This is a genomic window from Microbacterium stercoris, from assembly GCF_017592545.1.
GTDB lineage: Bacteria > Actinomycetota > Actinomycetes > Actinomycetales > Microbacteriaceae > Microbacterium > Microbacterium stercoris.
On record NZ_JAGFOA010000004.1, the window covers coordinates 143,565 to 161,164 of the forward strand.

Here is a 17,600-nt window from a genome sequence, read left to right on the forward strand (position 1 = left end):
CCGCGGGAACCTAAAATGGGACGATGCGGATCCTGGCGGCGATGAGCGGCGGAGTGGACTCTGCGGTCGCCGCGGCCCGTGCGGTGGACGCGGGACACGACGTGGTCGGAGTGCACCTGGCGCTGTCGCGGGCGGGTGGCACCCTGCGCACCGGCAGTCGCGGCTGCTGCACCATCGAGGACGCCATGGACGCGCGGCGGGTCGCCGACAAGCTGGGAATCCCCTTCTACGTGTGGGACTTCTCGGAGCGATTCCGCGACGACGTCATCGACGACTTCGTGGCCGAATACCAGGCAGGGCGTACCCCGAATCCCTGCATGCGCTGCAACGAGAAGATCAAGTTCGCGGCGCTGCTGGAGCGCGCGCTCGAGCTGGGCTTCGACGCCGTGTGCACCGGCCACTACGCGATTCTGCGCGAGGGCGAGGGCGGCCTCGAGCTGCACCGCTCGAGCGAGGAGGCGAAGGATCAGTCGTACGTGCTGGGCGTGCTCACCGCCGACCAGCTGGCGCACACGTACTTCCCGCTCGGGGAGACGCCCTCGAAGGCGCTGATCCGCGCCGAGGCCGAGTCGCGCGGTTTCACCGTCGCCACCAAACCCGACAGCTACGACATCTGCTTCATCCCCGATGGCGACACGCGCGGCTGGCTCGCCGAGAAGGTCGGCTCCGAGCAGGGCGAGATCCTCGACCGCTCCGGCGCGGTCGTCGGGTCGCATGATGGCGCGCACGCGTTCACGGTCGGACAGCGCAAGGGTCTGCGCCTCGGCGTGCCGGCGCCGGACGGCAAGCCGCGGTTCGTGCTCGAGGTGCGGCCGGTGACCAACACGGTCGTCGTCGGCCCGAAGGAGGCGCTCGCGATCGGCCAGCTCGCCGGTGCCCGATTCTCCTGGGCGGGAGCCGCTCCGACGGATCCGTTCACGCCCTTCCGCGTGGACGTCCAGGTGAGGGCGCACGCGGATCCCGTTCCGGCCGAGGCCATGGTGCGCCACGGCGAGCTCGTCGTGACACCGGACGACGCGCTGCACGGCGTCGCGCCCGGCCAGACCGCGGTCATCTACACGGGCACGCGTGTGCTCGGCCAGTGCACGATCGACCGAACGATATCGGCGGTGCCGGCGCACGTCTAGCGCTCGGAATGTCGGAGGCTCTTCCTAGACTGAGGAGGTGGCTGACGACGCTCATGACCTGCCGGACCTGACACTCGATGAGGCGCGCGCCGAGGCGCAGCAGCTGACCGATCGCATCCTGGAAGCGAAGGACGCCTACTACGGGCGGGACACCTCGCTCGTGGACGATGCGACTTACGACGCGTGGATGCGTCGTCTGGAGGCGATCGAGCGCGCGCACCCCGAGCTGGCCGGCCAGGACTCGCCGACGCAGATGGTCGGCGCGGCCGAGGGCACGGGGCTCGCCACGATCGAGCACGCCGAGCGCATGCTCTCGCTTGACAACGTGTTCTCCCTCGACGAGCTGCGCGAATGGGCCGCCAAGACACAGGATGCGGCGGGCCGCTCGGTCGCGTGGCTCACCGAGGTGAAGATCGACGGCCTCGCCATCAACCTCCGATACGAGAACGGGGTGCTCACGTCGGCGGCGACGCGCGGCGACGGCCGGGTGGGGGAGATCGTCACCGAGAACGCACTGCGACTCGCCGACATCCCCGAACGGCTCTCCGGATCCGGTCATCCGGAGATCGTCGAGGTGCGCGGCGAGGTCTTCATCCCGGTCGCCTCGTTCGAGAAGCTCAACGCCCTGCAGGCGGAGCTGCGCGATCGGGTGGTCGCCGAGGCGCGCGGGCGGGGCATCGAGGAGGAGAAGGCGCAGCGTTCGGCGGCGCGCCGGTTCCCCGCGTTCGCGAACCCTCGCAACGCCGCCAGCGGCGGTCTGCGTCAACAGCTCGACAAGAAGTCCGGGCTCGAGCTCGAGGCGGGCCTCGCACGCGTCGATTCACTGCGTCTGTACGTGCATGGACTCGGAGCATGGCCGAACCCGCCGGTGGCTTCGCAGAGTGAGGTGTACGCACTCTTCGCAGAGTGGGGGCTGCCGGTGAGCCCGCATCCGAAGGTCTGTGCCTCCATCGACGAGGTGGTCGCCTTCGTCGAGTACTTCGGCGCGCATCGCCACTCGATCGAGCACGAGCTCGACGGCATCGTCGTGAAGGTCGACGAGCTCGCCCTGCACGATGAGCTCGGCACAACGAGCCGCGCCCCGCGCTGGGCCATCGCGTACAAGTACCCGCCCGAGGAGGTGCACACGCGACTGCTCGACGTGGTGGTGTCGGTCGGTCGCACGGGGCGCGCGACCCCGTACGCGGTGATGGAGCCCGCGCTTGTCGCGGGCAGCGTCGTGCGGCAGGCGACGCTGCACAACCAGGAGGTTGTGAAGGCCAAGGGCGTGCTGATCGGCGACACCATCGTGCTGCGCAAGGCGGGCGACGTGATCCCTGAGGTGCTCGGCCCGGTGGTCGATCGTCGCGACGGCACCGAGCGCGCGTTCGTTATGCCGGCCGACTGCCCGGAGTGCGGAACGCCGCTTCGCCCCATGAAGGAGGGCGACATCGACCTGCGCTGTCCCAATGCGAAGGACTGCCCCGCGCAGGTGCGCGGCCGTGTGGAGCACATCGGCTCGCGTGGTGCGCTCGATATCGAGGCGCTCGGCGAGGTGACCGCTGCCGCGCTCACGCAGCCGGACTCGCCGGCAGAGCCGCCATTGCACACCGAGGCGGGCCTGTTCGACCTGACGCTCGAGCAGATCGTGCCGATCGAGGTCGTTGTGCGCGACGCCGAGACGGGAGAGCGTCGCGTCGACGAGAAGACCGGCGACTTCGTGCGTCGCGCGCCCTTCCGGCGCAACGCCTCTGCGGCCGAGAAGAAGGAGGGCAGAAACGCGGCGCAGCCGTCGGCGCAGGCCCTCAAGCTGCTCGAGGAGCTGGAGAAGGCGAAGACGAAGGACCTGTGGCGCCTGCTTGTGTCCTTGAACATCCGCCACGTCGGCCCCGTCGCCGCGCGAGCGCTGGCGGCGTACTTCGGTTCGCTCGACGCCATCCGAGCCGCCTCCCGGGAAGAGCTCGCGGCCGTCGAGGGCGTCGGCGGCATCATCGCCGACTCCCTGCTCGACTGGTTCGAGGTCGATTGGCACCGCGAGATCATCGAGCGCTGGACGGCGGCCGGCGTCCGGTTCGCAACGCCCGGACACGCGGGCCCGGGCGCCGCCGTCGAGGCCGGTGGAGTGCTCGAGGGGCTGACCGTGGTCGCCACGGGCAGTCTCGAGGGCTACAGCCGAGAGGGCGCCCAGGAGGCCATCATGAAGGCGGGCGGCAAGGCGGCTTCGAGCGTCAGCAAGAAGACCGACTTCGTCGCGGCCGGCCCCGGAGCCGGTTCGAAGCTCGCCAAAGCCGAAGCGCTCGGCGTGCGGATCATCGACGCGGCGCAGTTCCACCTGCTGGTGACCGAGGGCCCGTCGGCGCTTCCGCCCGTCGAGGCCCAATAGGCTCGTGAGCATGGAACAGCGCACTCTCGGACGCACCGGACGCGACGTCTCGGTCATCGGTCTCGGCACCTGGCAGCTCGGCGGCAGCTGGGGCGATGTCGACCCCACCACGTCGCTGACGGTGCTCGACGCCGCCTACGACGCCGGCGTCACCTTCTTCGACACCGCTGACGTCTACGGTGACGGCCTCAGCGAGCAGACGATCGCGCAGTGGCGCCAAGCGAATCCCGACGCAGACGTCTTCGTCGCGACCAAGATGATCCGCCGCGTCGGACCCGAGCTCGAGAACGCAACGCTCGAGAACTTCCGCGCGTGGACCGACCGCTCGCGCAAGAACCTCGCCGTCGACGCGCTCGACCTCGTGCAGCTCCACTGCCCGTCGAGCGAGGTGTACGACAGCGACCGGGTCTTCGACGACCTGGACACGCTCGTCTCCGAGGGAGCGATCAAGAACTACGGCGTGAGCGTCGAGACCGCCGACGAGGCTCTGCGGGCGATCGCACGTCCGGGCGTCGCGAGCGTGCAGATCATCCTGAACGCGTTCCGCCGCAAGCCCCTGGACGAGGTCCTCCCGGCCGCCGAGGCCGCCGGGGTGGGGATCATCGCGCGCGTTCCGCTCGCGAGCGGCCTGCTCAGCGGACGCTTCACGCGCGAGACGGTCTTCGCCGAGAACGACCACCGCAACTTCAACCGCGACGGCTCGGCCTTCGACGTCGGCGAGACCTTCTCCGGCGTCGACTACGAGACCGGAGTCGACGCCGCCCAGCGATTCGCTGAGCTCGCTCGGGAGATCGGTCTCGAGCCCGCGACGGCGGCGCTCGCGTGGATCGCGCAGCTGCCCGGCGTCTCGTCGGTGATCCCGGGTGCGCGCACGCCGGAGCACGCGCGGAAGAACGCGGCGGCGGGCGCCGTCGAGCCGCTGCCGCAGGAGTTCCTCGACGCCGTGCGCGACCTGTACGACGAGCGCATCCGGGCTCAGGTGCACGGCCGCTGGTGAGAGCCTGAGCGCACAACGGGAAACGCCCGCCGGATGATCCGGCGGGCGTTTCCCGTGTCAGGCGTCAGTCGTTGCGGTGTCGCGGCTTGCGCTCCGGGCGGTCGTCCGAGCGACGGTCGCTGCCATAGGGGCGGTCGCCGTGCGACCGGCCACCGCGGTCACCGCCGTACGAGCGGCCTCCGTCGCGGTCACCGTACGAACGGCGTGCAGGGGCGCCGCGGTCCGGGCGGATGTTGATGAGCTGGCCCGAGATGCGCGTGTCGCGAAGGCGCTCCAGCACGCTCTGATCGAGATTCGCGGGCAGCTCGACGATCGAGAAGTCCGGGCGGATGTTGATCGCGCCGAAGTCGTCCCGTCGCAGGCCCCCCTCGTTGGCGAGAGCGCCGACGATCTGGCGGGGCTCGACGCGCTGGCGGCGGCCCACTTCGATGCGATACGCCTGGAAGTCGCCACGGCTGCGGCGCGGGGCGCGCTCCTCACCGTCGCGGTCACGACGCTCGCGCGCCTGACGCTCGCGCGGCGGGCGGTTGTCCGCCGCGACGGCGGCGGCCAGCGTGTCCTGCTCGGTGTCGATGAGAAGCGGCTTGTCGCCCTGCGCGACGATCGCGAGCGCCGCGGCCACGTCGGCCTCCGGCACATCGTGGTTGCGCACGTAGTGGGCGATGATGTCGCGGTACTCGTCGAGGCGCGCGGTGTCCTCGAGTGCCGTGGTGATGGCGTCGTCGAAGCGGGCGAGACGCGTGGTGTTCACGTCCTCGGCGGTCGGCAGCTGCATCTGCGCGGGCTGCTGACGCGTGGCGCGCTCGATGTGCGCGAGCAGGTAGCGCTCGCGCGGCGTGATGAAGCTGATCGCATCACCCGTGCGGCCCGCGCGACCCGTGCGGCCGATGCGGTGCACGTACGACTCGGTGTCGGTGGGGATGTCGAAGTTCACCACGTGACTGATCCGGGGCACGTCGATGCCGCGGGCGGCGACGTCGGTCGCGACCAGGATGTCGAGCTTCGACTCCTTGAGCTGGTTGACGGTGCGCTCGCGCAGGTTCTGCGGGATGTCGCCATTGATGGCGGCGGCCGAATAGCCGCGGGCTCGCAGCTTCTCGGCGAGGGCCTCGGTCTCGTTCTTCGTGCGGACGAAGACGATCATGCCGTCGAAGTTCTCGACCTCGAGGATGCGCGTGAGCGCATCGACCTTCTGCTGGTACGAGACCACAAGGTAGCGCTGCGTGATGTTGGCGTTCGTCGAGGTCTTCGACTTGACCGAGATCTCCTCCGGGTCGCGCAGGTACTGCTGCGCGATGCGGCGGATCTGCGGCGGCATCGTCGCCGAGAAGAGGGCGACCTGCTTGTCCTCGGGAGTCTGGGACAGGATCTGCTCGACGTCCTCGGCGAACCCCATCTTGAGCATCTCGTCGGCCTCGTCGAGCACGAGGTACTCGAGCTCCGACAGGTCGAGGGTGCCCTTGGCGAGGTGATCCATCACACGGCCCGGGGTGCCGACGACGATGTGCACGCCGCGGCGCAGCGCGGACAGCTGGACACCGTAGCCCTGGCCGCCGTAGACCGGAAGGAGGTGCACTCCGGGCATCTGCGCGGCGTACGACTCGAACGCCTCGGCGACCTGGAGGGCGAGTTCGCGCGTGGGGGCGAGCACGAGGGCCTGGGGCACCGCGCGGGCCACGTCGAGCCGCTCGAGGATGGGCAGGGCGAACGCGGCGGTTTTGCCGGTGCCGGTCTGGGCCATGCCTACGACATCGCGACCGCTCAGGAGCGTCGGGATGGTCGCCTGCTGGATCGGGGACGGCGTCTCGTAGCCGAGATCGCGGATCGCGGCGAGCACCGAGCCGGTGATCCCGAGCTCCTCGAATCCGGGGGTCTCGGGGGCGTCGGTCTCGTTCGGGGCATCCTGCTCGTCAATCACCTGTCAACGCTACCGCTCGAGCATGTGGAAACGCCTGGCTCCTGCCCGCACTCGGGTGCGTCGGCGACGTCAGCCCTCGTTGGAGGTGAGGGCGACGATCCGCTCCTTCACCTGCCGGCGCAGGACCTTGCCGATCATCGACGTGGGGAGCTCGTCGACGACGAACACCCGACGCGGCACCTTGTACGGGGTGAGGATGCTCCGGGCATACGTTCGCAGGGCCTCGACGTCGAGGTCGCGGCCGGGCTCGACCACAACCGCCGCGACGACCTCCTCGCCGCTGTGCTCGCTCGGAAGTCCCACGACGGCGGCATCGCGCACGTCCTCGTGCTGGCGCAGCACGTTCTCGACCTCGGTCGGTGCGACGTTGAAGCCGCCCGTGATGATGAGCTCCTTGATCCGGTCGACGATCCGCACGAAGCCGTGCTCGTCGATCGTGACGATGTCGCCGGTGCGGAACCATCCGTTGACGAACACGGCCTCGGTCTCCTCGGGCTTGCCGTAGTAGCCGCCGAACACCTGTGGGCCGCGCACCAGCAGCTCGCCGCGGCCGCCCGGCTCGACATCGCGCGTCGGGTCATCGGGGTCGACCACTCGGCACTCGGTGCCCGGCAGCGGCAGCCCGACGCTTCCGGCGACGCGGTGCGCGGCGACCGGGTTCGCCATGAGCACGGGGGAGCACTCGCTGAGGCCGTAGCCCTCGACGAGGAAGCCGTGCGACTCTGCCTCGAACGGCTCGACCAGGTCGGCCGAGAGCGCCATGGCGCCCGAGATGGCGATCTCGGTGCCCACGAGCGACACGCCGCGCTCCTGCGCGCGCTTGAGCAGACGCTCGGCGATCGGCGGAACGAGCGGGAGGAAGGTCGCGGGCGCCTTCTTGACGGCATCGAGCACCATGTCGGGATCGAACTTCGGGAACAGCACAAGGCGTGCGCCCATCGACATGGCGAAGGTGAGACAGAGCGTGAGGCCGTACGCGTGGAACATCGGGAGCACGGCGTACACATTGGTGCCCCGGCCGCGGCGGATCGTCGGAACCCACGCGCGCGCCTGTGCCGCGTTCGCGAGCAGATTGCGGTGCGTCAGCGCGGCGCCCTTCGGCGTGCCGGTGGTTCCCGACGTGTACTGGATGATCGCGAGATCGTCCGTGACGGGGCCGGGATGCGCGGCGGGGAGGGGAGCGTGCGCGAGAAGCTCCTCCCAGGGCGTCGCGCCGTGCACCTTCTCGGTGAGCTGAGCGCGCGACTCGCGGGCCTTCGCGATCGGCAGTCGCAGCATCGCGCGCATCGTCAGCGGCATCGCGCGGGTGACGTCGACCGAGACGAGCGTCTTCACCGCCAGGTCGGCAGGGAACTCCTGCACCTGCTTGACGACCTTGCTCCACACGATCGCGTGCTTCGCGCCGTGGTCCTCGAACTGCTTGCGCAGCTCTCGCGGGGTGTACAGCGGGTTGTGCTCGACCGCCACGGCGCCCAGTCGCAGGATCGCGTAGAAGGCGATGATGTGCTGCGGGCAGTTGGGCAGGACGATCGCAACCGGATCGCCCTTGCGCACGCCGCGCGCGTGGAGTCCTGCGGCCACGCGCTCGATCGCGGCATTCAGGTCGGCGTAGCTGGTGGTGCGGCCGAAGAACTGCAGGGCCGGTGCATCGGCGAACTCGCGGCCCGACGCGGCGACGAGGTCGGGCAGCGAGCCGGTGATCTCGTCGAGGTCGGCGGGGACGCCGGCGGCGTAGCTGGCGATCCAGGGGCGCGGAGGCACGTACTCGGTCACGATCTCAGCCTAGGCGGGCGCCCCGGTCGCGGCGAGGAGCACCGAACGTTCACCGGCGGCGTCGCAGGGGTTCACCCGGGAGCGGATGATCGTTCACCGCTCAGGCGGATGGTCGATGCATGCCGACCGATACGCCGGAACCGCCGCTCGTCTGGGCCGAGTCTCCGCTCCAGCTCGTGGGGGCAGCGGAGTGGGCGTGGGCGCACCGGCGCTCCGTGCCCGTGGCGATCCGCTCGACGCCGCAGATGGTGCAGACCCTGCTCGAGCTGCGTCGCCGGGGAGCGATGTTCGCAGAGCTCAGCGAATGGCTCGGCATCCCCTGGCGTCGGCTCGCCGCGAACCGTCGGTGGCTGATCGGCGACGGGTTCTCCGGGCAGTTCCGGATGGCGGCGTCGGTGCTGCGCCCGCGGGAGATGACGTTCCTGGATGACGGCGCTCACGCCATCCCCTTCGCCGATGCGCTCACGGGGCGTGCGCCCTATCGTCGGCCCGGAGTGGCGGAGCACGGCCTCAGCACCCGCGTCGCTCCGCTGGCGCTCGACCACATCGGCCGCACCGCGCGCGAGGGCGGTGTCGCGCTGTACACGGCGTTCGACCTCGGCGCGTCGCGCGTGGCGGCTCTCGCCGATCGCGGGGTGTCCGTCGGCGCTCACGCCTTCGAGTGGACGCGTGCGCACGCTCGGGACACGGATCTGCGGGGTCGCGTCGTGCTCGGAAGCGCACTGCCCACAGATGGGCGCATGCTCCGCGCGGACTACCTCGCCTGGGTGGCCCGAGCCGCCTCCGACGGCGAGGTGACCTACCTGCCGCACCGCCGGGAGTCGCTGGAGCAGCTGCGCGCCGTCGCGGAGCTCCGGGGGGTGACCGTGCGACGCACGGACCTGCCCGCCGAGCTGGTGCTCGCCGGGACCGCCGATCTCGACATCGTCACCCTCTCGCCGAGCACGCAGGTCACGCTTCCGCTGGTGCTCGCAGGAACGGGGAGCACCCTGCGGCGCCTCCCGGAGGCATCCGGATCGGTCACGCTCCGCGCATTCGGTGCGACCCCCGGCCCCGTGGCCGGCCTCAGCGGGAACCGCGTCGGGGCATGACCGACCAGACCGCCGCCTGCGTCGCCGTCATCCCGGCACGGGGCGGATCCAAGGGAGTGCCGCGCAAGAACGTGCTGCCGGTGGGTGGCGTGCCGCTCGTCGTCCGGGCGGTGAACGCCGCGCGTGCCGCGCGCGGAATCGACATGGTCGTCGTCTCCACCGACGACGACGAGATCGCCGCGCTCGCCCTCAGCGCCGGTGCGCGGGTGATCCGGCGTCCGGCCGAGATCGCGGGCGACACCGCCTCCAGCGAAGCGGCCGTGCTGCACGCGCTCGATGCGCTCGAAGCCGACGGCGTGCGGCCCCGCGCGACGGCGTTCCTCCAGGCGACGTCGCCCTTCATCGACAGCAGCGCTCTCGCCGAAGCGGTGCGCCGGGTGATGGCCTCGGCGGCTGACAGTGTGTTCTCCGCCGTGCCGACCTATGGCTTCCTCTGGGAGCGCACGGCCGATGGCATGCGCGGCCTCGGGCATCACGAGGCCCATCGTCCCCGCCGCCAGGATCGCGAGCCGCATCACCAGGAGACCGGGGCGTTCTACGTGTTCGACACCGCGGGATTCCGCCGCGCGCGACACCGGTTCTTCGGACGCATCGACGCGGTGGAGGTGCCGGAGCTCGGCGCGATCGAGATCGATTCGCGATCCGAGCTGGACGCCGCGCGCGCTCTCGCCCCGCTGATCGATGTCGCGGGGGCGATCGATGTGGACGCGGTGGTCACCGACTTCGACGGCGTGCACACCGACGACACGGCCATCCTCCGGTCCGACGGCCTCGAGAGCGTGCGCGTCAGCCGCGCCGACGGCATGGGCGTGGGGCTCCTCCGCGAAGCGGGAGTGCCCGTCCTGATCCTGTCGACCGAGACGGATCCGGTCGTCGCGGCTCGCGCGCGCAAGCTGCGCGTGGAGGTGCGCCAGGGAGTCGAGGACAAAGCCGCCGTGCTGCGCGAGTGGGCGACCGTTAACGGGCTCGCTCTGGATCGGATCGCCTACGTCGGCAATGACGTGAACGACCTCGGGTGCCTCGACATCGTCGGCTGGCCCGTGGTGGTGCCCGAGGCGCACGCGGAGGTGCGCGCCCGTGCCCGGGTTGTGCTCGAGCGCCGCGGCGGCGACGGCGCGGTCCGCGACCTCGCGCGTCGTGTTCTGGCGGCACGCGCCGCCACCCCTCAGATCGTCCCCGCGTCGGCCGCCTCGGCCGCCGCGACATCCCTCGACACCAGCAACACCAGGAGGCAGTCATGACCATCGAGATCGGATCGCGGAAGGTCGGCCCGGGCCAGCCCACGTACGTCATCGCGGAGATCGGGCTCAACCACAACGGCGACGTCGAGATCGCCAAGCGCCTCATCGACGTCGCCGCCGACGCGGGTGCCGACGCCGTGAAGTTCCAGAAGCGCACTCCCGAGATCGCGACCCCGGAGCACATGCGCGACGTGCCGCGGGAGACCCCGTGGGGGACGATGACCTACCTCGAGTATCGCTACCGGGTGGAGTTCTCGCGCGAGCAGTACATCGAGGTGGGTGACTACGCCACGATGCGGGGGCTGCACTGGTTCGCCTCGCCGTGGGACGTGCCCTCCGTGGAATTCCTCGAGAATCTGCGCGTGGTGGCCCACAAGGTCGCGTCGGCCTCGATCACGGACCTCGAGATGCTCGCCGCGCTGCGTGAGACGGGGAAGCCGATCATCCTGTCGACCGGCATGTCGACGATCGAGCAGATCGACCGCGCGGTGGCGGAGGTCGGCACCGAGAACCTCATCCTGATGCACGCGACGTCGACGTATCCGATGGAGCCGGGCGAGGCCAACCTGCGGATGATCAACACGCTGCAGGCCCGTTTTCCGGGGGTGCCGGTGGGGTACTCGGGTCACGAGCGGGGGCTGCAGATCTCCGCTGCGGCTGTCGCCCTCGGAGCCGTGGCCGTGGAGCGCCACATCACGCTCGACCGCACGATGTGGGGTTCCGACCACGCGGCCTCGCTCGAGCCCACCGGTTTCGAGCACCTCGTGCGTGACATCCGCGTGATCGAGGAGGCCCTCGGTGACGGTGTGAAGCGCGTCTACGAGGGTGAGCTCGCGCCGCAGGCGAAGCTGCGACGCGTCCAGGCCTGATCCGTGCGGATCCTCGGACTCGCCGAGTCGGACTCCTACCTCAAGTGGGCGGCGGCCCTGCTGGGCCGCGCCCCCTCGGGGTGGGAGACCCACCTGCGCGCGGTCCAGGGGGCGCTCGCCGTGAGCACGTCCCAGCTGCGCGCGGCGGTCGACGGCACGCCGTTCACACCCGGTGACGTGACGCGCATCCATTTCGCGCGCGTCGCGGAGGAGGTGCGCAGGATGCGTCCGGACGCCGTGCTCGTCGCGGCGACCGGCCCCCTGGCGCGGCTGCTGATGGAGGCCGTCGCCCGGGTCGAGCCGCGTCCCGTGCTGGTGTCGGGCCTCCCGGGCATCTCGATCCCCGCCACCCGGCTGGCGCTCGACCGCCGCCATCAGGCGGATCTGATGATCCTGCACTCGACGCGCGAACTGCGGGAATTCGGGGCTCTCGCCGCGAAGCACGGGTGGGACCACCGCCTCGCGCTCAGCACTCTGCCGTTCGCCCAGGTGGCTCGGGCGGATCCTGCAGAGGGCGCGGCTCGCACCGACCTGGTGTTCGCGGCACAGGCGAAGGTGCCGCGCAGCGAAGGCGATCGCACGCGGATCGCACGCATGCTGGTGCGCGCCGCCCAGGCAGATCCGTCCCGGCGGGTCGTGCTGAAGCTGCGCGGACTCGCCGGCGAGCAGCAGACCCATCACGAGGATCTGCCGTACCCCGAGCTGCTCGCGCGCCTCGGATCCGTCCCCCCGAACCTCGTCGTCGCGACCGATCCGATGGGGCGCGCGCTGCAGACGGCGCAGGGGCTGGTGACCGTGAGCTCCACCGCCGCGATCGAAGCGGTGACGCAGGGGGTGCCGGTGATCGCGCTGGATGCGTTCGGCGTGAGCGCACGGCTCATCAACACCGTCTTCGTAGGCAGCGGTCTCTTCGGCGACGAAGACGATGTGATCGCGCGCCGCTTCCGGACCCCCGACGCGGAGTGGCTCGCCGACAACTACTTCCACGACCCCTCCCAGGACGACTGGGCGGACGTGCTGATGGGGCTGGTGCGTCGACGGCGCGAAGGCAGCCTTCCGCGGCGTGACCCGCTGCCGCGCGGTGGCGGAGCCCTGCGCGAGGCATGGCACCGAAAGCGCGCGCTCGGCGACCACGACCGCTCGCTGGCCGGTGCCCTCGCCCTCGTGGTGGGAGTGCCGGCGCGCGCTGCCGTGCGCACGGCGCGGCGGGTGACGCGCAGGGTGCGTGCCGCGGCTTCCGACGCGGCGCGCTGATCCTCGCGGCGGCATGAACCTCCTCGCGCCGGGAGTCGGGCCCGGCTCGGACGGCGAGCGGCCGGGCGGACCGGGCGAGCCGCGCAGGCGGGGGCGAGCGGCGCGGGCGGCGCGGCTTCTGCGGGCGGTGTGCCTCTGGAGCGTTGCGCACCCGGCCGGATCGCTGTTCGTGCTCGCCATGGCCGTGCACCTGCCTGCGGCATGGGTGCCCTCCTACTGGTTCGACGAGGCCGCCACGCTCCAGCTGGCGCGACTCGACACGGTCGAGTTCGCGCGCTTCATCCAGAACCGGGACGCCGTCCATGCCGTGTACGCCGCGTTTATGCACGTGTGGATCGGCGCGTTCGGCGAGTCGGAGCTCGCAACCCGCCTGCCGTCGGTCATCGCCACCGCGGTCGCGACGAGCGCGGTTCACCGGGTCGCGCTGCGCCTGGGGGCGGGCGTGCACGCCGCCCTCGCGTCCGCGCTGGTCTTCCTGCTCCTTCCGCGCGTGGCGCTGCAGTCGGCTGAGGCGCGCTCCTACGCGATCGCCACCGCCCTCCTTCTGATCGCGCTGCTGCTTCTCCTGCGGGCGGTGCACACCGCGTCGGCGACGGTCGCACGCGGAACGGCGTGGCTCGGCTATGTCGTGCTCGGTTCGCTGGCCGTCTGGACGTTCGTGTTCTCGGCCGCCGTGCTGCCTGCCTTCGCCGTCGTCATCGATCGTGCGCGCGATCCGGCAGCGGCTCGGGTCCGCCGTCTGACCGGCACCCTCGCGCCGGGAGTGGGCGCGCTGCCGCTGGTGGTGGTGCTCGCGGGACAGCGCGGCCAGGTTTCCTGGATCGCGCGCGAGCAGCTCGACGCCGCGAGCATCCTCGTCGATCCGATGTTCGGCGACGCGCCCGTCGTCGCCGTCCTCGTGACCGGGCTGATCGCGGCGCTGGCCCTGGCGCGCGTCCGCGGAGGCGGCGTGCGGAGCCGCGTGTGCGCCGGACTCGTGCTGTGGGCCACGCTCCTCCCGATCGGCCTGCTCGCGGCGACCGCAGCCGGATTGCCGCTGTTCGCGCCGCGGTACCTCACCGTGTGCGCGCCCGCGGTGGCCATCCTGTGCGGAACCGCGTGGACGCGCCTGACCGTGCGCTATCCGGATCTGCGGCTGGCGATCGCCGTCGCGCTCGTCCTCTGTCTTGCCTCGGTGTCGTTCCTCGTGAGCACACGGGCCGCGACCGCGAAGCAGGAGCTGGATCTGCGTGCCATCGCGCAGTTCTTCGAGCGCCATGGTTCGGAAGGCGAAGCCTTCCTGCTGGACCCGGGCGGCTCCGGTTCCGTGCAGCCGCGCGCGGCCCTGTCCGCGTACCCCGCTGCGTTCGAGGGGATGGTGGACGTCGCCCTTCGCCGTTCCCACGTGGAGCTGAGCACGTTCGTCGACGAGGTCGCGCTGCCGACGCCGTCGGATCTCGCGGAGATCGAGCGCATCTGGGTGGGGGAACGCGAGGTGGGAGTCTTCCGCAGGACACTCGTCGCAGCCGGCTTCCGAGAGCGGGTGCTCGACGAGATCAGCGGTGTGCGCGTCTCGGTCTGGGAACGTGCCGGGTGACCCGGCCGTGAGTGCGACCCGGCGGCCGCACGTAGGATTGACGGGTGTCTGAAATCACCCCTGATCTCGTGCGCCATCTCGGTGTGCTCGCCCGGATCCAGCTGAGCGACGAGGAGGTGACCCGTCTGACCTCCGAGCTCGACGCCATCGTCGACAACATCGCGAAGGTCGCGCAGGTCGCCACCCCGGACGTGCCGGCGACGAGCCACCCGATCCCGATGCAGAACGTGTTCCGCCCCGACGAGGTGACGGAGACGCTCACGACGGCCCAGGCGCTGCAGAATGCGCCCGACGCCGATGGGTCGCGCTTCCGCGTGACCGCGATCCTGGGAGAAGAGCAGTGACCGACATCACGCGCCTGAGCGCGGCTGACCTCGCCGACAAGCTCGCCTCGCGCGAGATCTCGAGCGTCGAGGCCACGCGGGCCCACCTCGACCGCATCGCGGCCGTGGACGGCGACGTCCACGCCTTCCTGCACGTCTCCGACCGCGCCCTCGACGCGGCGGCCGAGATCGACCGCCGTCGCGCGGCTCGCGAGGACCTGGGCCCCGTGGCCGGCGTCCCGCTGGCGATCAAGGACGTGCTCGTCACCACCGACATGCCCTCCACCTCGGGCTCCAAGATCCTCGAGGGCTACATGTCGCCCTTCGACGCCACGGTCGTCGCGCGCTCGCGCGCCGCGGGTCTCGTGCCCCTCGGCAAGACGAACATGGACGAGTTCGCCATGGGCTCGTCGACCGAGCACTCGGCCTACGGTCCCACGCGCAACCCGTGGGACCTCGACCGCATCCCCGGCGGCTCGGGTGGCGGATCGGCCGCGGCCGTCGCCGCGTTCGAGGCGCCGCTCGCCCTCGGCTCGGACACCGGCGGATCCATCCGTCAGCCCGCGCACGTGACCGGCACGGTCGGCGTCAAGCCGACCTACGGCGGCGTCAGCCGCTACGGAGCGATCGCGCTGGCCTCCAGCCTCGATCAGGTGGGTCCCGTCACGCGCACGGTGCTCGACTCGGGCCTGCTGCACGACGTCATCGCCGGTCACGACATCCACGACGCCACGTCGATCCCCGACGCGTGGCCGTCGTTCGCCGACGCCGCCCGTGAGGGCGCGCGCGGTGATGTGCTCAAGGGCCTGAAGGTGGGCGTCGTCAAGGAGCTGCCGGACAGCGACTTCCAGCCCGGCGTCGCCGCCGCGTTCCGCGACTCGCTCGCGAAGATGGAGGCGCAGGGAGCGGAGATCGTCGAGATCAGCGCCCCGCACTTCGAGTACGCGGTCGCCGCCTACTACCTGATCCTCCCGGCGGAGGCATCGAGCAACCTCGCGAAGTTCGACTCGGTGCGGTTCGGCATGCGACTCGACGTGCCCGGCGGCACGGTCGAGGACGTGATGTCGGCGACGCGCGACGCGGGTTTCGGTCCCGAGGTCAAGCGCCGCATCATCCTGGGCACCTACGCGCTGTCGGCGGGCTACTACGACGCGTACTACGGCTCCGCGCAGAAGGTGCGCACGCTGATCCAGCGCGACTTCGACCAGGCGTTCGCGCAGGTGGATGTCATCGCGACGCCGACGGCGCCGACCACCGCCTTCAAGCTGGGGGAGAAGATCGACGATCCGCTGTCGATGTACCTCAACGACCTCACGACGATCCCGGCGAACCTCGCGGGTGTGCCCGGCATCTCGCTGCCCGTGGGTCTCGCGCCCGAGGACGGCCTGCCGGTGGGCATCCAGTTCCTGGCCCCCGCCCGTGAGGACGCGCGCCTGTACCGGGTAGGAGCAGCGCTCGAGGCGCTGTTCGTCGACGAGTGGGGCGGTCTCCTGCTGGACCGCGCCCCCGAGCTGAAGGGTGGGGCCCGCTGATGGCCGGCGCCAAGCTGATGGACTTCGACAAGGCGCTCGAGCTGTTCGAGCCCGTGATCGGTCTCGAGGTCCACGTCGAGCTCAACACCAAGACGAAGATGTTCTCGTCGGCGGCCAACCCGGCCAACTCGGCGAACCACGACGCCGAGCCCAACATGCTCGTCGCTCCGGTCGACATGGGCCTGCCCGGCTCGATGCCGACGGTGAACGCCGAGGCGATCCGCTCGTCGATCAGCCTGGGTCTCGCGCTGAACTGCTCGATCGCGCCCTCGAGCCGCTTCGCGCGGAAGAACTACTTCTACCCGGACCTCGGCAAGAACTACCAGATCAGCCAGTACGACGAGCCGATCGCCTTCGAGGGATCCGTCGAGATCGAGTTGTCCGACGGCGAGATCATCACGATCCCGATCGAGCGCGCGCACATGGAGGAGGACGCGGGCAAGCTCACGCACGTCGGCGGCTCCACCGGCCGTATCCAGGGCGCCGAGTACTCGCTCGTCGACTACAACCGCGCCGGCGTGCCGCTCGTCGAGATCGTCACGAAGCCGATCTTCGGCACCGAGGGCCGCGCGCCCGAGGTGGCCAAGGCGTACCTCGCCACCATCCGCGACATCGCGATCTCGCTCGGCATCTCCGAGGCCCGTATGGAGCGGGGCAACCTGCGCTGCGATGCGAACGTCTCGCTCCGCCCGCGCGGCGCCGAGAAGCTCGGCACGCGCACGGAGACGAAGAACGTCAACTCGATGCGATCCGTCGAGCGCGCCGTACGCTACGAGATCCAGCGCCAGGCGGCCATCCTGGCCGACGGTGGCACGATCACGCAGGAGACGCGTCACTGGCACGAGGACACCGGCGAGACCTCGCCCGGGCGCCCGAAGTCCGACGCCGACGACTACCGCTACTTCCCGGAGCCCGACCTGCTGCCCGTGCAGCCGAGCCTCGAGCTGATCGAGGAGCTGCGCGCTGCGCTGCCTGAGCAGCCGGTCGCACGTCGTCGCCGGCTGAAGGCGGACTGGGGCTTCGGCGACATCGACTTCCAGGGGGTTGTGAACGCGGGACTGCTCAACGAGGTCGAGGCGACCATCGCGGCAGGTGCCACGCCGACGGCGGCGCGCAAGTGGTGGACGGGCGAGATCTCACGCATCGCCAACGCCGAGGGCCGCGAGGCTGCCGAGCTCGTCACGCCGCAGCAGGTCGCCGACCTGCAGAAGCTCGTCGATGCCGGCACGCTCAATGACAAGCTCGCCCGTCAGGTGCTCGAGGGCGTCATCGCGGGCGAAGGCACGCCGCAGGAGGTCGTGGACGCCCGCGGCCTGGCCGTCGTCTCCGACGACGGCGCGCTCATCGCCGCCATCGACGACGCGCTGGCCGCCCAGCCCGACGTGCTGGCGAAGATCAAGGACGGCAAGGTCCAGGCGGCGGGCGCGGTCATCGGCGCGGTCATGAAGGCCATGAAGGGTCAGGCCGATGCCGCTCGCGTGCGCGAACTCGTGCTGGAGCGCGCCGGTGCGGAAGGAGCGTAGACGACGTCTGGAGC

At 70.9% G+C, this 17,600-nt stretch carries 13 protein-coding genes; 11 read left to right on the forward strand and 2 right to left on the reverse strand.

From position 1 onward, the window contains the following. The first annotated feature begins 23 nt into the window (after positions 1–23). Genes mnmA through J5V96_RS10865 form a run of 3 tightly spaced genes read left to right on the forward strand, consistent with a single transcriptional unit; the run spans position 24 to position 4,486 of the window. Positions 24–1,127 carry a tRNA 2-thiouridine(34) synthase MnmA gene (gene mnmA, locus J5V96_RS10855; protein WP_208503689.1) on the forward strand — a complete coding sequence of 368 codons (1,104 nt, stop codon included), beginning with the start codon at positions 24–26 and terminating at the stop codon, positions 1,125–1,127. A gap of 37 nt (positions 1,128–1,164) precedes the next feature. Then, complete coding sequence (gene ligA / locus J5V96_RS10860; RefSeq protein WP_307793592.1) at positions 1,165–3,489, forward strand: NAD-dependent DNA ligase LigA; 2,325 nt, start codon at positions 1,165–1,167, stop codon at positions 3,487–3,489. A 10-nt stretch (positions 3,490–3,499) separates the two neighbouring features. Next, positions 3,500–4,486 (forward strand): aldo/keto reductase, encoded by a 987-nt coding sequence (locus J5V96_RS10865; protein WP_208503692.1) that lies wholly within the window; start codon positions 3,500–3,502, stop codon positions 4,484–4,486. Between the two features lie 64 nt (positions 4,487–4,550). Here J5V96_RS10865 and J5V96_RS10870 read toward each other — a convergent pair whose 3' ends face one another. Both J5V96_RS10870 and J5V96_RS10875 read right to left on the reverse strand, forming a co-directional pair. Beyond that, positions 4,551–6,401: a DEAD/DEAH box helicase gene (locus J5V96_RS10870; protein ID WP_208504212.1), complete on the reverse strand. Its 1,851-nt coding sequence runs from the start codon at positions 6,399–6,401 to the stop codon at positions 4,551–4,553. 72 nt (positions 6,402–6,473) lie between these two features. Next, entirely contained in the window at positions 6,474–8,177 is a 1,704-nt protein-coding gene (locus J5V96_RS10875; RefSeq protein ID WP_208503693.1) for a long-chain-fatty-acid--CoA ligase, read from the reverse strand. A 119-nt stretch (positions 8,178–8,296) separates the two neighbouring features. Here J5V96_RS10875 and J5V96_RS10880 point away from each other — a divergent pair, with 119 nt between their 5' ends. Genes J5V96_RS10880 through gatB form a run of 8 tightly spaced genes read left to right on the forward strand, consistent with a single transcriptional unit; the run spans position 8,297 to position 17,586 of the window. Then, positions 8,297–9,268: a hypothetical protein gene (locus tag J5V96_RS10880; RefSeq protein ID WP_208503696.1), complete on the forward strand. Its 972-nt coding sequence runs from the start codon at positions 8,297–8,299 to the stop codon at positions 9,266–9,268. After that, positions 9,265–10,509 (forward strand): acylneuraminate cytidylyltransferase, encoded by a 1,245-nt coding sequence (locus J5V96_RS10885; protein WP_208503697.1) that lies wholly within the window; start codon positions 9,265–9,267, stop codon positions 10,507–10,509. Before J5V96_RS10880 ends, J5V96_RS10885 begins: the two co-directional genes overlap by 4 nt. Next, entirely contained in the window at positions 10,506–11,378 is an 873-nt protein-coding gene (locus J5V96_RS10890; RefSeq protein ID WP_208503698.1) for an N-acetylneuraminate synthase family protein, read from the forward strand. The genes J5V96_RS10885 and J5V96_RS10890 overlap by 4 nt, the downstream gene beginning before the upstream one ends. Positions 11,379–11,381: 3 nt before the next feature. Continuing rightward, complete coding sequence (locus J5V96_RS10895; protein WP_208503699.1) at positions 11,382–12,632, forward strand: DUF6716 putative glycosyltransferase; 1,251 nt, start codon at positions 11,382–11,384, stop codon at positions 12,630–12,632. 13 nt (positions 12,633–12,645) lie between these two features. Further along, a complete protein-coding gene (locus J5V96_RS10900) occupies positions 12,646–14,208 on the forward strand; it encodes a glycosyltransferase family 39 protein (RefSeq protein ID WP_208503702.1) in 1,563 nt (520 codons plus the stop codon). Positions 14,209–14,252: 44 nt separating this feature from the next. After that, a complete protein-coding gene (gene gatC, locus J5V96_RS10905; RefSeq protein WP_208503704.1) occupies positions 14,253–14,552 on the forward strand; it encodes an Asp-tRNA(Asn)/Glu-tRNA(Gln) amidotransferase subunit GatC in 300 nt (99 codons plus the stop codon). Then, the gene (gatA, locus tag J5V96_RS10910; RefSeq protein WP_208503706.1) at positions 14,549–16,063 is read left to right on the forward strand and encodes an Asp-tRNA(Asn)/Glu-tRNA(Gln) amidotransferase subunit GatA; all 1,515 of its coding nucleotides are present in this window, start codon (positions 14,549–14,551) and stop codon (positions 16,061–16,063) included. Before gatC ends, gatA begins: the two co-directional genes overlap by 4 nt. Further along, positions 16,063–17,586, forward strand: coding sequence for an Asp-tRNA(Asn)/Glu-tRNA(Gln) amidotransferase subunit GatB (gene gatB / locus J5V96_RS10915; RefSeq protein ID WP_208503708.1), 1,524 nt, complete (start codon positions 16,063–16,065; stop codon positions 17,584–17,586). The genes gatA and gatB overlap by 1 nt, the downstream gene beginning before the upstream one ends. The last annotated feature ends 14 nt before the right edge of the window (positions 17,587–17,600 follow it).

Excerpts from the sequence above, each read along its gene's own strand:
- mnmA (WP_208503689.1), top strand. The coding sequence starts at position 24 with ATGCGGATCCTGGCGGCGATGAGCGGCGGAGTGGACTCTGCGGTCGCC.
- J5V96_RS10865 (WP_208503692.1), top strand. The coding sequence starts at position 3,500 with ATGGAACAGCGCACTCTCGGACGCACCGGACGCGACGTCTCGGTCATC.
- J5V96_RS10880 (WP_208503696.1), top strand. The coding sequence starts at position 8,297 with ATGCCGACCGATACGCCGGAACCGCCGCTCGTCTGGGCCGAGTCTCCG.
- J5V96_RS10885 (WP_208503697.1), top strand. The coding sequence starts at position 9,265 with ATGACCGACCAGACCGCCGCCTGCGTCGCCGTCATCCCGGCACGGGGC.
- J5V96_RS10890 (WP_208503698.1), top strand. The coding sequence starts at position 10,506 with ATGACCATCGAGATCGGATCGCGGAAGGTCGGCCCGGGCCAGCCCACG.
- J5V96_RS10900 (WP_208503702.1), top strand. The coding sequence starts at position 12,646 with ATGAACCTCCTCGCGCCGGGAGTCGGGCCCGGCTCGGACGGCGAGCGG.
- gatB (WP_208503708.1), top strand. The coding sequence starts at position 16,063 with ATGGCCGGCGCCAAGCTGATGGACTTCGACAAGGCGCTCGAGCTGTTC.